The organism is Thorsellia kenyensis (assembly GCF_042432445.1).
GTDB classification, from domain to species: Bacteria; Pseudomonadota; Gammaproteobacteria; order Enterobacterales; family Thorselliaceae; genus Thorsellia; species Thorsellia kenyensis.
In genome coordinates, this window is the sequence record NZ_JBHLXE010000013.1 from 16674 (window position 1) to 32651 (window position 15978).

Consider the following 15978-nt stretch of genomic DNA (forward strand, 5'->3'; position numbering starts at 1 on the left):
AACAAGTTGTCAAGCTGTTAATACATCGTTCCAAATAATTTTAAAAGTTTTTGTTCTATTCAATTATTTCTTCCTCTAAGATGAACTATTGACAAAACACTCAATAATTCAATAAGAATTCATTAAATTCAATCCGCTTGATCAAATTTTGATTGTCCCCCAATCCTACGAGTTGATATATAAAGGTTAAAAAATAATTATAAAATTAAAATATAGCAGGAAAAGATGTATTTATAGGCAGAAAAACTTAGATTAAATAGGATAAGGTTCTAAAACAGATCGTTTATCAAACAAATTATTAATAAGAATACTAACTTGATTTTATTTGTGTACAAATAACCATATCCTTAATTGATGGCTTAAAATATAGTCTAGGAAATGTAATTATCACACTATTCCGATTGCGCAGTCAAAATTTTTGATGTTATTAATCAAAAAAGAAGAGTAACACATTTTTAAAAATTAAGTTAATATATTTTCACTTTCGGTAGTTGCTCAAATTTAAAAGCAGGCCTAGAAAGTTTAGGTGTTAAAAAAATAAGATTTTTTAAATAAACTCAAATCTTTTAATTTTTAACAAATCAAAATAATTTAAATCAAACAAAATAAATAATAGGTAAGATATGAAATCTGTAAAATTTATTATCCCAGCAATCCTCACTACTTTATTAACATTTAATGTATTTGCAGCACAAGAAGTTAAAACTGCTAATGGCGAAAAAATTAAAACTGTAAGTGCTACAAGCTATGTAAGTATAGATGATGCTGTTAAACAACTTTCTGATAAAGCAGATAAAGCTGGCGGTACATCCTTTAAAATCATCTCAGTTAATAATCGTGAAAATAGAGTAAGAGCGACTGCTATAGTATATAAATAATATTTATTATAATGTTATAGTGCCATTTAATTGTTATTTTAATTACTAACTTAGGGTATCATTTGAAATTTTAATTCACCATTTGATCTATGGAATACATATTAAAAGGATTTAAAGTTTATTATTTAAAAAATAATTAAATGGTACCAACAAAAAGTAAAATCAATAAAATAAATATAAAATAATAGAATATACTTTATATTTTCATCAATTAAATATCTATTAATGCAAGCCGATTTTATATTTAAACTCGGCTTTGTTATTTTATAAGGTTTAAAATGAGTAATCAAAAAATTAATTCGATATTATTATTAACTGCAAGATTAACATTGTTTATTTTATTTTTTCCCGCTGGGTTGGATAAAATGATACATTTTTCTAGTACTGTTGCCTATATCAACTCAGTTGGTTTACCATTTGCAACGATTGCAGCTATTGGGGCAATAGTAATAGAAATTATTGGTAGTATTTTATTACTATTAGGATATAAGCAACGCTTAGTATTTCCTTTTTTTATTATATTTACTTTACTTGCAACGCTTATTTTTCATAATTTTTGGGCCTTTCCTGTGGAAATGCAAAAAATTCAATCACTATTATTTTTCAAAAATCTAGGTGTAATTGGTGGAATGCTTGCTTTATTTGTTGCATCTAAACAAATAGATTATTTTTCACTTGATTCATTTAAAAGAAAAAAACAACCTTAATTCCTCTAAGAATCTATTTTATCAATAGTACTTTCAAAAATATTATTTCAAATTAATGAGTTATCCTTATGATTAATCGTAAAATTTTATCTATTTCAATTACATTGGCCTCTATTTCAGGAATTGCTAATGCAGCTGAAATCTACAATAAAGAAGGGAATAAGATTGATTTAATTGGTCTTATTGAAGCGGACTATAAAATTCGGGGCAAAGAAAACCCAACTGCTAATGGAGAAGCAAGGGGAAATCATGCTAACCAAGATGGGACTTTTGCACGTTTAGGTTTTAACGCCCAGACACAAATTAATAGTGAATTAACTGGTTATGCTAAATTTGAACGTGAATTTGGCGTGAACGAAAGTTCAAGTGATGGAACTCCACGTTATGCGTATGCAGGCCTAAAATGGGCTGAGTATGGTTCAATTGATTTTGGTCGAAATTATGGAGTAGTCGGCAAAATTAGAGACTTTTCTGATCAAGCAGCTATGTTTGGTGGTTCAGGTTTTGGTGGTGGATCAGATATCTTTTTAACAGATCTTACATCTGGTTTAGCAACCTATACAAACAATAATTTTTTCTCAATGGTTCCTGGGTTTGATATTTATTTGCAGTATCAGGTGAAAGATACAAATGGTGACGTTCTAGAACAAAATGGTGATGGTTTTGCTGTAGCAAGTACTTATCACCATTCACCAACAGGTTTAGGTGCTGGAGCAACCTATGCAAAGAGTGATCGAATTGATGCTCAGATTAATCTAAACGGTAATGAATCAGCTGATGGTAAAAATGCCGAAATTTGGGCTGTTGCAGCTAATTATGATGCAAATCATATTTATTTAGGACTAAGCTGGTCAGAGTCAAATAATATGTTACCTGTGAAGGGAGATATGGGTGTAATTGAAATTGCCAACAAAACTCGTGGACTTGAAGTGGTTGCAAACTATACGTTTGATTTTGGTTTAATGCCAAGTGTTGTTTATAATCAATCTAAGGGGTACAATCTCCATGGTTTTATCGATTCAAATGATGGCCATGGTAAAGCAGTTTTGGTCAAATATATTGCGGTAGGGGCTCAATATGATTTCACCAAAGAAATGGATATGGCAGTAGGATATAAAATTAATCTCTTAGATGCTAATAATGCTTATACGCGCGAAAATTACCTTGCATCAGATGATCAAATTGAAATGCGCTTAACATACGCATTTTAATATTATCAGAGTTAGTATAGAAAAAATGAGTAAAGGGTAGCAATTAGATCCCTTTGTTCATTTTAATGTGCAGAATTGTATTTACTTCCGCCATTATTCAAGTTAATGCTTTAAGTCATTTTTGTGACATTAGCAGTTAAAACCCCACCTTAATCATTTATTTATTATTATTTTTTAAAAATTCCCTGTAATCCCCCCTTTTTAAGGAAATCAATTTCCTTATCTGCATAGTATTCTTTGTACTCTTTTAAGTATTTAATTTTTTAGTATAAAATGTAGGCAACCCGATTGAGTTTTACTAATGAAACAGTAAAACCAACAAAATTTGTTTTATACCATAATTACAATAGGTTTTTAGAACTATTTGAGGGTACATATAAAAATTAAAAATTGGCTGGTATTTAAAAAATATCATTTACTTTTAATCTGATTGTCATCTACTTAATTTAAAGTAATAATCTAAATATATTCGCTGCTAAGTACAGCATTTTTTTGTGGCAGTTTTAAATGATCTATAAAATAAAAGAGTTAGGTATTTGTATTACAAACATATACTATTGTATTGATCATAAGAATTTAGTTATACCGCTAGTAAAAAAATAAATTTTAAATTGATAAAATGAATTCAATTGGCAGTGACGGAAATGATTAGAATTTAGTGTGTTAAGGAAAATAATGAATATTGCATATTTTGATTTAGATGAAACAATTATTGGCGCGGATAGTTCTTCTTTATGGCTAGAATGGGCAGTCCGAAAAAAAATATTAGACCCTGCTTTGCTAGCAAAAGGAAAAGAGATGTTGGCATCTTATTATTCGGGGAAACTTGATATAAATACCTATACAGAATTAAACTTAACTCCAATAGTGGGTTTGACAACAAGTGAGGTCGAAAAACTTGTATCTGAATTTATTACTGATGAAATAACCCACAGATATTATCACCATGCATTGCTTCATCTACAGCAACATCATGAAGATGGAGATAAAATTGTTATTATATCCGCGAGTTCAAAACATATTGTTGAACCTATAGCTCGGAATTTGGGCATTCAAACCAGCTTTGGTGTCAATCCGCAACTTGTTTTAGATGAACAATTAGAGGAACCTGTATATACTGGAAAGATAGAAGGAACACCTGCATTTAGAGAAGGAAAAGTAAAGAACTTACTTGCTTTCCTCAGAGAAGAAAAATTAAAGGGAAGAGTTTATGAAAAGAGTTATGCTTACTCTGACTCTATTAATGACAAGTTTTTACTTGAGTTCGCAGATAAGAGTTTTGTCATCAACCCTAATGAAGAGCTAAAATTATTAGCTAATCAAAAAGGGTGGGTTACTTATTTTTGGCAATAGGGATAAGGTATGCTTACAGTTATCTGTGTACATTTTGAAAAGGGTGACTGTTCTATTTTTAATTACCCTATTGCCTAATTAACAATCCACGAATTAGTTTTATCATTTATCGTCTAAGTTTACTTAATTTATAGATTACTCAAAAGCATTAAACCCGACACTATTGTATTTCTCGCACTAAAAATTTTGTAAAAGTGAGCCTAATAAAAATCTCAATCGCTTATTTAAGTAAATTTATTCTCATTGGAAAGAAAGATAAAGGTTTATGTATTAGCACCCGCAGATTGAATACCACACTCCACTGCTCAAAAAATGATTAATTAAAACGTATTTTTGTAATCTTCATTACAACTTTAATTTAAGTTATTAATATAATGATAAAAAAATAATTAGTTATGACTTTTTGGTTGGTGATTATGAATTTCGATAATGTTGACGTGTATGATTATGGGAACATAGGATTGCCCTATCAATTAGGATAGCTAAAAAATTTTTAATGGCGCCATTAATTGACAACTTTACTAGGGAATTTGCCAACTAATGGTTATTTAAATAATTACGATAATATTTATCTAAATTTTATTCTATCTTTTTGTGGATGCATTTAAAATATCAAGCAGTTCGTGTTTTAGAACGTCAATGGTAACTCTCTAATAAATTTAGGTAATTCGCGTAGCATCCAAGATTTGACTTCTCCCATGCTGTCACGTCTCCAAGCTAGCATCAAATTAATTCTCATTGTATCATTTTTGCCACCAATCATTTTTAATTTGCCTGTATTAATGTCATCTCTAACCATATAATAAGGCATTGTCCCAATACCTAACCCTGCTGAGATAGCTTTGTATCTATCAGTCATTGTACTTACGATAAATGTGGGTTGCTTATCTAGAATATTGACCGATAAAGGGCGGCTATTTTTTGAACTATCTGGAATAACTACTGAATGATATTTCATTCTCGTTTCTATACTAAGTGGCATAGGCTCTTTATGGATAGGATGGTTTGGTGCGGCAACATAAACTAAGTCAAGTACAGAGACCTTTTGCACACTAAATTCTGACAACTCTTGGTCTTCTAATTCTGGTGCTACCACAATATCTGCTTCTCCTAAAATTAATTTTTCCCATGCCCCATTTAGCATTTCACTACTTAATGTTAGTTCTGTATGGCATTTTTGCTGAAGAGTTGCGACAAGTGGAAAAAATAATTGAATATCAACTAAGCCTGAGCAAACTATGCTGAATCTTGATTCCCAACCTTGAGCAAGCTCTTTGGCATCGAATATTAATTGTTCTGCTGCACTCAATAGTTGACGGCCACGTTCAAGTAATATTATTCCAGGTTTGGTTAAACGAGTCTTGCGCCCTGAACGATCAAATATCATCACATCGAGATCTTCTTCCAATTTTTGCATGCTATAACTGATTGCCGATGGCACTCTTGATAGCTCTTTTGCTGCCGCAGCAAAACTGCCTCGTTTCTCTATGGCATCCATAATTCTCAAGGCTTCAAGAGTTAAAGGAAGTTCTTTTGATATAGTCATTAATTCCCCAATTTAAATTATTAGTTTTCAAATTTATATTTATATTTATATTTATATTTATATTTGTACTTGCATTCGAATTTATAGTTATGTTTATTGTTGCATTGCTTCAAAGGATCATACGATATTTAAAGCTATTCATAGTAATAATTTTTTTAATGAATAATTCAATTTAATTGATGCTTATTATTAACGATGGCGTTTGTAAATAGTTGATCTCTGGCTATTTGCGGATAAAATGAAAATCTGAAGAGATTCAAATAACTTTTGTATGCAGCCTCTTTTAAATGCATAATTAATAGGACTTATTATTAATGATATGTCCTTTAATCATATTTTATAGGAAAGCATAAAATTTTTCATTGCTTTATTGATTTAGATGAACTCTCATGCTCAATTTATCTCGCATTTCACTATTCAAAAAACAATCAAATTATGACTTTCCGGATGGTGATTATGGGCATCTAGAATTAGTTTCTGGTTTTATTAAACTGGTTGGGTAAATTGACTATATTAATCATACCATACCTAAAACTAAACCATGCTATGTCAGTTATAGTCAAGCATTTGTAGCGATGTTACTTAATACGTCGGGATTACATTCTTAATTCCTCTATTTAGATCCCGAATACTTTTCACATAAACCTATTGCGTGACCTCTTAAGATAGGAACTTGTCAAGAGAGTTGTTAGTTATTTATAATTTTTACATACTAAGCGACACCGTTTGTTTTTTCCTTTTCAGGCATTTCATTAAGCATCACTTTAGTTATTGGACTTCAATCACGTATACGCCCATTAGACCTTCTATTAGGATGACTTTCTTGAAGTTCATTACCTCTTGTCTTTTCTGTAATTTAGCTGAATTCTTGCCTGCACGCTTATCGGCCGGGGTAAAACATTTATTGCTACTTTGTAAATGCTCATTTTTATACTAATGAGTAAAACCATATCCCCCATTCCTAGTGTTATTAGCCCTATTTTTAAATCTCCTATTATTCAATGATAGTGTACTATAAAATTATTACGAGCTATCATAATTCCTAGCTTAATATTGCAGAAGACAAATCTGTAAAAATATATACTAACTTCACTTAAACATCATACCTGAATTTACAATAAGTTATCCCACAATATTTTATTGCTTTACACTGACAATATTCACTTTAATCCTTCGTGTATCTGCTAATCCAAAATCATCGACTACACGTAATTGAAACGAGCCACTTTTGTTTGGCAACCAATTTAAAGATTGCGTACTCAGTGTACTGCCCAAATAACTTCCATCGACAAACCAATATAGTGTTCTATTTGCAGCATCACTTGTGGCGCTTAATGACAATGCCTGTTCATACTGAGTTTGCGTATTTTTATCAACGTTTAATCGAAATGTATAGGTAATGTTTTTTTGCGGTGATGTAATTTGCGGGGCCATACCTGTCATCAACCCAGCGTCTTTAATAGAACAATCTTTAGTTGTTGGAGGAGGCTTTTTGGCGACGCCTGCTTGCGCAAATGCATTGGCTAAATCAGAAGGCCAAAATTCAAAAACTTCTATTTTAGACGTCTCAGGATCAAAAGGTTCGCAACTGACCTTACCTGTCATCTTGTTTAACACAATTGGTCTATAAATGGTGTCGGCTTTAATGGGAGAAATTCCAGGAATAAACAAGGTTTTACCAACATGCTGACACCATCTAGTTGGCAGTTGACCACTGGTGAGGCAGATATCCACTTTTTTGACACTGCTAGGGACATTTCCCATTGTAGCAGGTAGATCTGGTATTTCTGCGTTTATTGTATCAATAATATTAAAAAAAAGTGGCGCAGCAGCTTCCACACCAATAAAGGCATTATTGCCTTTCCCAGAAAAATTGCCTTCCCAAACGATTAAAACATATGGACCAAAAATTCCTGCTGTCCATGCGTCTCTAAAGCCCCATGATGTTCCTGTCTTCCAATATACAGGAATTTTTGTTGGTGCTTGCGCCAATGTATCTGTGGGTCTTTTATGTTGACCCAGCATATTGAGCGTAATGTAAGTTGATGCTTCAGAGAGAGAATTTTTGTCTATGTTCTTTTCATTTAATGGTAGGCTAGGTGAATTTTCTGCTACTATAGATGAATTGGAATTTTTTGAATTCACTAAAAAATTTAACCTTTTAAATTTTCCCTTATTTGCTAACATTGAATATAATTGTGCAAGTTCTTGCATTGTTATTTCACCACCGCCTAAAACAAGCGCTAATCCATAATGCTTTTCATTTGCTAGGTTCTCCACTCCATTATCTTGAAGAAATTGATAAAGATTGGGATTAACAAGCTTTGATGCAACATTGACTGCTGGGATATTACGACTAAAGTTTAGCGCTTGCGTTGCAGAGATGGGTCCTAAGAATCGCCTATCAAAATTTTCTGGGCTATACGCCCCAAATTGTGTAGGTACATCCTTTAAAATCGTTGCAGGGTGAAGTATACCTTGTTCAAGTGCTAACGCATAAATAAATGGCTTTAGCGTTGAACCAGGAGATCTTTTGGCAAAAGTTCCATTGACTTGACCCTGAATTGATTTATTGAAATAATCCGCTGATCCTACCAATGCACTGACACTCATGTCTCGGTAATCCACTAAAATTGCCGCTGCATTTTCAATTCCTTGAGCTTTATGTCGACGTATATATGCATCAATTTGCCGCTCTAAAGCAATTTGCAATGTCATATCAATCGTCGTCTCAATATACCTTGACTTAATATACTCAGTCGAAACATCACGTTGTTTTTTAAGTATAAGCTGATCGACAAAATGCGGTGCTAAGAAAGGTAAATTTTCTGGTTGTCGTAAATAGAGTGGTAAACTAAATAAATCTTTAACTTGATCCGATTCAGGATGTTCGATTTGCCAACGTGAAAATAATCTATTTCGCGCGTCCAAAAGTTTCTTACCCGCCAAACCAGATTTATCCTGTAATCGTAATGTGGGGGATTGTGGTAACACTGCTAATGTCATCACCTCAGGTATTGTCAAATCATTAGGGCGCTTATTAAAATAAATCAGACTTGCTGCTCCAACACTCTCAATATTGCGACCATAAGGCGCATAATTCAAATAAGCCTCCAAAATATCGCGTTTTGAATAACTTAGCTCGAGTTGTAATGCACGTAAAACTTGGATGGATTTGCCTAAAATACTGCGGGTATTCAGTTGCCAACGCATTCTGGCTAACTGCATAGTAATTGTAGATCCCCCTTGTAAACGCTGTTTTAATATAAAACTTCTTATTGCCCCTCTGAACAAACTATAAGGATTAACACCAATATGCTGATAAAAATAACGATCTTCATGGAGAATAACCGCATCTTGAAGTGATTCTGGAATTTCATCTAAGGGAGTCCACAGTCGATATCGCTCATCCTTGCCTGTTGTTATTCGCATCAATTCCCCCTCTTTATCGACAAAAACGGTAGAGAAATGACTGTCGGTAAAATACGATTTTAAAGGAGGATGTGGCCAGATTCGCCACATCAAAATGACAACAGAAAGAAGTAAAAGTATAGTGCCTAAGTTTACGAGAATCTTTTGAATTTTTTTTCGCATTTTAATCTTTCGTTGCAAACAAGAGGTCATAGGGTAATAAGGAATGGTACGAATGATTATCAAATCTGGGTAGTAAGTAACAGGATTAAGTTTAATAAAAATCTAAGAAATATGGCAAGGAATAGTACTTGATTTTATTCTTGTTATATCTTCTCAATATTAGCATTTATTTTCTATTTTAACTTTCATACTACCTTATGTATTAGTATACTACATAGAATGGATTACAAGTATTACTTTAAGTAAAGTAAATAAATTTCATCAAGCGGATTATCTTAAAGTCAATCACCTAAAAGCATCTTTACTTATTGTGATGACTTGTATTATGAAGCCTAGTATAGTAGATTTTTTGAAAATTAGACCCAATTGAGGTACTTATGGATATTTTGCGTTTGTTGGTAAGATTACCGTTTATTTTAGTTCGTTTTTTACTGACAATCCTAACTCTCAGTTGCAAACTATTCCTTCTTATTTTCAAACCGATATTAGGTCAATTCAAATGGCAAGCACCTGCATGGTATGCGCCATTAAAAAAAGGATTTAACTGCATAGAACAACAAGCAGTAAAGCATACGATTGCTGTTCTTTCGTCTTTGCTACTAATTATTGCTATTATATTTGCTATAAAGTACATCTATGTTTATCAAGAGAATAGACCCAAGCCAATTGCACCTGCAAAAATTGTGACTAAAACAGTCAGCTTTACAATAGATGAACCTGATTATCCAGACTTACTTCACCCTGAAAATAAACAAACACTGAATTTGTTTTTTTCCCAAAGTACCGCACCGATTGAAAAAATAGAGCAAATAGTCAATGAAGGCATCAGTCTTATCCCTGAAATAAAAGGTTCATGGCGCTGGAGTAATGAATCACAATTAACTTTTACCGCCGATGAACAATTTATTCTCGGCAAATCATATACTGTTTCTGTTACTCCAAATAAATTATTTGCCCCGAATGTAGTTTTAGAGTCGTCAAGTAAATCGTCAGTAGAGTTTACCGTACCCCATTTTTATGCTGAAATCAGTGAAGCTTTACTCTCAAACACCCCGGAATCGACACAAAAAAGGCAAGCCTTTTTTACTGTAAAATTTCCTGTACCTGTCGATAAAAAAAGCTTTGAATCCGCTATCAATTTAAGTCAAAAACATTTTATCAATACCACAAAAGATAAAACATCTATCGTACCCTTTACTGTTAAATACGATAAAGATAAAACATCTATCGTACCCTTTACTGTTAAATACGATAAAGATAATTCTAATATTGCCTATATTCAATCTGACATATTGATGTTAGAGGAATATCCAAGTCAACTAAAACTTTCAATCAATAAGTCTGTAAAAGGTAAAACGCATTCGTTATCTTCACCATCAGACTCTATACATACACTAGATATTCCTGATTTATTTGGACTTAATGTTCAATCGGTAGAAACCAATATTGTTGAACAATCAAATAAAGAACAACGCTTACTGATTATTAATTTAAATGATCCGATTGAAGTAAAGTCACTAGAAAAAGCCTTAAAGGTTTGGCTGCTACCTGAACGCACAGATAATCAATCTTGGTCAGAGCAAAATATCAAAGATAGCGATTTAAAGCATTTAATTACAGTGACACCTGTTTTAAATGAAGATGAATTTGATGAAGATGAGAAAAAGAATGATAATGCAATGTCTTCATCGGTTAAATTTTTATTTGATGCACCGGAAAATCGCAGTTTATTCGTGACAATAGATAAGAAAAATATCGTTTCCAATACGGGGTATAAATTAAGAGAATCAATTAATACGGTTGTTTCAGTAAATCCTTTCACTGCCAAATTAAATTTCACCTCTAATGGGGCTATATTACCTCTTAAGGGAAGTAAAACTCTGGATGTCTCCGCCCGTAATCTTAAAGGTATGCAAGTTGAGCTTTACCGTATTCGTCCTAATCAGCTACAGCATATGATATGGCAAAAAGAACCTAACTATTCTTCTTGGAGTAATGATTATGATGTCGCTGAACATTTTAGTGATTACTTCACACAATTTATTCGCTTTGATTCTAGTATTAAAGGAAAAACTCAGCACCACGCGATCGATTTGAGCCACTTTTTGAGTAAAGAAAAACAATTTCCTCGTGGCATATTTTTTATTAAGTTACGAAGTTGGACTGGTGAGACAACGTCTATTCAACCACCATTGGCAAATGGATTTACCGACCAAGATTGGCTTGATTGGAATTGGTATCAAAACAGTAATCAACTAGAAAAAGGCATTGAAAAAGGGGATGTGTTTGATCAACGAATAATAGTGGTCACCGATATTGGTATAGTTACTAAACGTGATATAGATCAAACTTGGCATGTTTTTGCTCAATCAATCAGCCAAAATGCACCTTTAGCGCAGGCAAAAGTTTCCGTTATTGCAAAAAATGGCAGTGAATTACTTAGTGCTCTCTCAGATGAAAATGGACACGTGCATTTTCCTTCTTTAGCAAATTTCACTCAAGAACAAACGCCTAGCTATTTTTTAGTACAGAAAGAAACAGAAGAAGGCACAACTGATTTTTCTTTTCTCCCTGTGTTTTATGGTTATGATCGTATGATCGATTTTTCCCGTTTTGATGTCGGTGGAAACCAACAAGCTCGCGATCCTAAATCTCTTTCAAGCTACTTATTTTCAGATAGAGGCGTATACCGCCCCGGTGATACTTTTCATGTCGGTATCATCACAAGAACAGCAGATTGGAGTAATAGATTAGCTGGAATTCCCCTAATCGCTGTAATTTACGATGCTCGTTACCAAGAAATTAAACGCCAGACGATAGTTTTAAACGACTCAGGTTTTAACGAATTAAGCTATGCCACTGCAAATAATTCTCCTACTGGAGAATGGCGAGTGGAACTGTACCTACCGGGTAAAAATTCTGAACAGTCCTCTAGTCAAAGCAGTGAACAACCTAATAGTTTAAGCGATGCCGTATTACTAGGCGATGTCACTATTAATGTCAAAGAGTTTGAGCCTGACCAATTAAAAGTAAAATTAGCTTTATCGCCCCAAGTAGAAAATGGTGGATGGATAAACCCATCTATTTTAGAAGCTGACGTTAACGTTAGCACGCTATTTAATAGCCCAGCAGAAAACAGAAGAGTGACGGCTCAATTATCGTTAAAACCTGTTTATCCCCACTTTAAACGCTACGATTCGTATCAATTTTATGAAAATACCCCATACCGTGATGGGATTACAGAACAATTAGAAGAAGTAAAAACAGATGATAGAGGCCACGCTAAAATCAAATTGAATATGGAAAGCTATCAATCTGGCACTTATCAGCTCAATTTATTGGTAGAAGCTTTTGAATTAGGCGCTGGCCGTTCAGTTGCAGCTACCGCAAAAACTTTGGTATCGCCTTATGAATATTTGATAGGATTTAAACAATCTGAAGATCTTTCTTTTGTTAATCAGGGTGCCGAGCGCAGCATCAACTTAATCGCTATTGATCCTGCATTAGAAAAAATTACTGTTTCAGATCTTTCTATCGACTTAGTTGAAAGAAAATATCTTTCTGTTTTAACTCAGCAGGCTTCAGGTGCATACCAATATGAATCTAAGCTCAAAGAAACCGTTATCAACTCATCAGAGCTTTCGGTGCTTAGTACAGGGGTTGACTTTAAATTAGATACACAAACTCCTGGCGATTATGTCTTAGTGATTAAGAATCAAGACAAACAGGTACTTAATCGAATTTATTACAGCGTTGCAGGCAATGCCGATGTTTCTAGAGATTTAGATCGGGCTGCAGAGTTAAATGTAAAATTAGACAAAACGGTTTATCAGCCGGGTGACAAAATGGCTATATCGATCAACGCCCCCTATACAGGGAGTGGATTGATTACCATTGAACGTGATAAAGTCTACAGCTGGCATTGGTTTCATACAGATACAACAAATTCTGTTCAAGAAATTACCTTACCCGAAATGGCTAATTTTGAAGGGAATGCCTATGTAACTGTACAATTTGTTCGTGACAGTAACTCCCCTGAGATATTTATGAGTCCTCTAAGTTATGCCACGGTTCCATTTAAGCTTAGCTATGAAGCAAGAACAGCGAAACTTGCTATCAATGCACCGGAACTATTAAAATCGGGTGATACCTTATCGATGACGGTTAAAACAGATATACCACAAAATGTCATTTTATTTGCTGTTGATGAAGGGATCTTGCAAGTTGCACGCTATAAATTAAAAGACCCATTAGAGTATTTTTTCCAAAAAAGAGCACTTGAAGTTCGCAGCGCTCAAATTTTAGACTTGATATTGCCAGAATACACAGAGTTACAACAATTCATTGCGGCAGCTGGAGGAGATGCTTCTGAGGGATTAGATTTACATTTAAATCCCTTTAAACGCAAAAAAGATGAGCCAGTTGTTTTTTGGTCTGGTATTCAATTAATTGATGGAGAAAAAAGCTTTGATTTCCCATTACCAAGCTATTTCAGTGGTAAAGTAAGAATAATGGCTATCAGTGTTTCACCTGATAAAATTGGTCATACTCAAACAGAATCCATCATTCGTGACGATATTATTTTATCTCCGAATGCCCCTACTACAGTGGCACCTAACGATGAATTTGAAGTCAGCGTGAATGTGACCAATAATTTAGATGCCATTAAAACTTCTAAACAAGATTTGCAGATTCGTTTAGAAACAACACAAGAGCTCGAGTTAATTTCCGATGCCACACAAGTGATCTCCTTAGAACCGAATCGCGGGGGTGTTGTGACATTTCGGTTAAAAGCCAATCAACAATTAGGTGGTGCTGAGCTCAATTTCCATGCCGAATATATTAATGCGGATGCCAAAGCTACAACCCAATCACGTACGATCGGTCTTTCTGTACGCCCATTAATGCCACATCGGATAGCAATCCAAATGGGTCGAATGGATGGCTCACAAGAGAAAATCAGCAATTTACGCACGCTGTATCCTAATTTTGCAGAGAATAAAGCCAAAGCCTCTTATTCACCGTTATTGCTTAGTAGTGGATTGGCATCTTACTTAAACGATTATCAACATCAGTGTTCTGAACAAATCATCAGTCGATCTATTCCTCTGACTGTTCAACAAAGTTACCCAGAATTTTTTGCAATCAAGGAATTATCCAAAGTCAATGACGACTTTAATAAGGTAATTTCTATATTACAAAATCGTCAAAATAGCCAAGGTGCGATAGGTTTATGGCAGATAGAACAGAATCCAGACCCATTTATTACTGCACATGCTGTGATGTTTATGCTAGAAGCAAAAGCAGCAAATTTATCTATTCCTGATAGTTTATTAGATAACGCTAATAGATATTTACGAGATTTATCTCAAGATCAAGATCACTATTCTATAGAAGATTTACGATTAAGAGCTTATGCAGCTTATCTCTTAGCCAAACAAGGTGAAGTAGTTACTTCACAAATCGCAGATATAGAATCGAGGATGACTGCCATGTATGGTTCAGATTCTACAGATTTAACTGCACTATATCTTGCAGCAACTTATCAATTATTAAAATTAGATAAGAAAGCTCAACAATTGTTGCAACCCACGCTAAAAACGTTAGCAAAATCATACGATGAGAGTTGGTGGAATAATGACTATTGGGATCCTTTAGTCATTGATGCAAGTAGATTATCGATTATTGGAGAACATTTTCCTAATGAACTTAACAATCTACCTCCACAGGTTTTAGATAATTTACAGCAAATGCTCCGTGAACAAAGATTTACGACGCTATCATCTGCAATGACGATTATTGCACTTGATCGTTATTCAAAAGCAGCAGGCGATGTATTTAGCCAAAGCTCTGGTGTTAGACCACTTAGCATAACGAGTCAATTCATTGATGAAAATAAAACCGTTCAACAAAAAGAAATATCCACCTTAAACGGTATGCTAGTAAGCGCTTTATTCCAGAGCACTAGTGACAGTCAATTTCCAAGCCAAGCAATCATATTCAACAATCCCAATAATTTACCTGCTTGGTATAGTGTACTTCAATCTGGCTATGATTATTCGATGATAAACCAGCCTGTTAGTGATGGTTTAGAGGTAACCCGTCACTATACTAATCTGGAAAATAAACCCATTACTGAGGTTAAGTTAGGCGAAACAATTAACGTTCATGTTAAAATCAGGGCTAATTCATTAGAAGGGCAGACATCAATTGCCTTAGTCGATTTACTGCCAGGAGGATTTGAAGTGGTTCAACAAGTACTGCATCAATCCTCCGATGAAGAAGAGGAAGGTAATTATCAATCTGATTCTGTTCATTTTAGCCAACCTTTAGCAGTCAATGGAAGTTGGCACCCTAATTACACAGATATTCGCGAGGATCGTGTTTTAATTTATGGTGATGTCCACGAAAATGCTGAGGAATTTGTTTATCAAATAAAGGCAACAAACATAGGGAAATATCAAGTACCACCTGCTTACGCTGAAGCGATGTACAATCGACGTATTCAAGCGGTATCCCCAGTCGAGAGCAAATTTATCACGGTAACCCAAGCTGAGTAGTATTAGGGGGAGAATGTTTTGTTGATTCAGCTTTATTGACCATACCAACTGAAATGATACAAAAGTAATAGATAGACTGTTAAAAACGTCTATCTATTTTACAAAAAGGTTTTAAAGATAATGCTTGAA

Annotated in this window: 7 protein-coding genes; 5 read left to right on the top strand and 2 right to left on the bottom strand. The window is 33.9% G+C overall.

What is annotated here, in order from left to right; genetic code table 11:
- The first annotated feature begins 623 nt into the window (after positions 1 to 623).
- The 4 genes from ACFFIT_RS00600 (at position 624) to ACFFIT_RS00615 (ending at position 4149) form a co-directional block, all read left to right on the top strand.
- Positions 624 to 878 carry a YdgH/BhsA/McbA family protein gene (locus ACFFIT_RS00600; protein ID WP_385875424.1) on the top strand — a complete coding sequence of 85 codons (255 nt, stop codon included), beginning with the start codon at positions 624 to 626 and terminating at the stop codon, positions 876 to 878.
- 278 nt (positions 879 to 1156) lie between these two features.
- Entirely contained in the window at positions 1157 to 1585 is a 429-nt protein-coding gene (locus tag ACFFIT_RS00605) for a DoxX family protein (RefSeq protein ID WP_385875426.1), read from the top strand.
- 68 nt (positions 1586 to 1653) lie between these two features.
- The gene (locus ACFFIT_RS00610; protein WP_385875428.1) at positions 1654 to 2796 is read left to right on the top strand and encodes a porin; all 1143 of its coding nucleotides are present in this window, start codon (positions 1654 to 1656) and stop codon (positions 2794 to 2796) included.
- A gap of 675 nt (positions 2797 to 3471) precedes the next feature.
- Complete coding sequence (locus tag ACFFIT_RS00615) at positions 3472 to 4149, top strand: HAD family hydrolase (RefSeq protein WP_385875430.1); 678 nt, start codon at positions 3472 to 3474, stop codon at positions 4147 to 4149.
- A 628-nt stretch (positions 4150 to 4777) separates the two neighbouring features.
- Here the strand turns inward: ACFFIT_RS00615 and ACFFIT_RS00620 are convergent.
- Entirely contained in the window at positions 4778 to 5689 is a 912-nt protein-coding gene (locus ACFFIT_RS00620; RefSeq protein ID WP_385875663.1) for a LysR family transcriptional regulator, read from the bottom strand.
- Positions 5690 to 6832: 1143 nt separating this feature from the next.
- Positions 6833 to 9289, bottom strand: coding sequence for a penicillin-binding protein 1C (gene pbpC / locus ACFFIT_RS00625; RefSeq protein ID WP_385875432.1), 2457 nt, complete (start codon positions 9287 to 9289; stop codon positions 6833 to 6835).
- 377 nt (positions 9290 to 9666) lie between these two features.
- Between pbpC and ACFFIT_RS00630 the strand changes: the two genes are divergently transcribed.
- Positions 9667 to 15849 carry an alpha-2-macroglobulin family protein gene (locus tag ACFFIT_RS00630; RefSeq protein WP_385875434.1) on the top strand — a complete coding sequence of 2061 codons (6183 nt, stop codon included), beginning with the start codon at positions 9667 to 9669 and terminating at the stop codon, positions 15847 to 15849.
- The last annotated feature ends 129 nt before the right edge of the window (positions 15850 to 15978 follow it).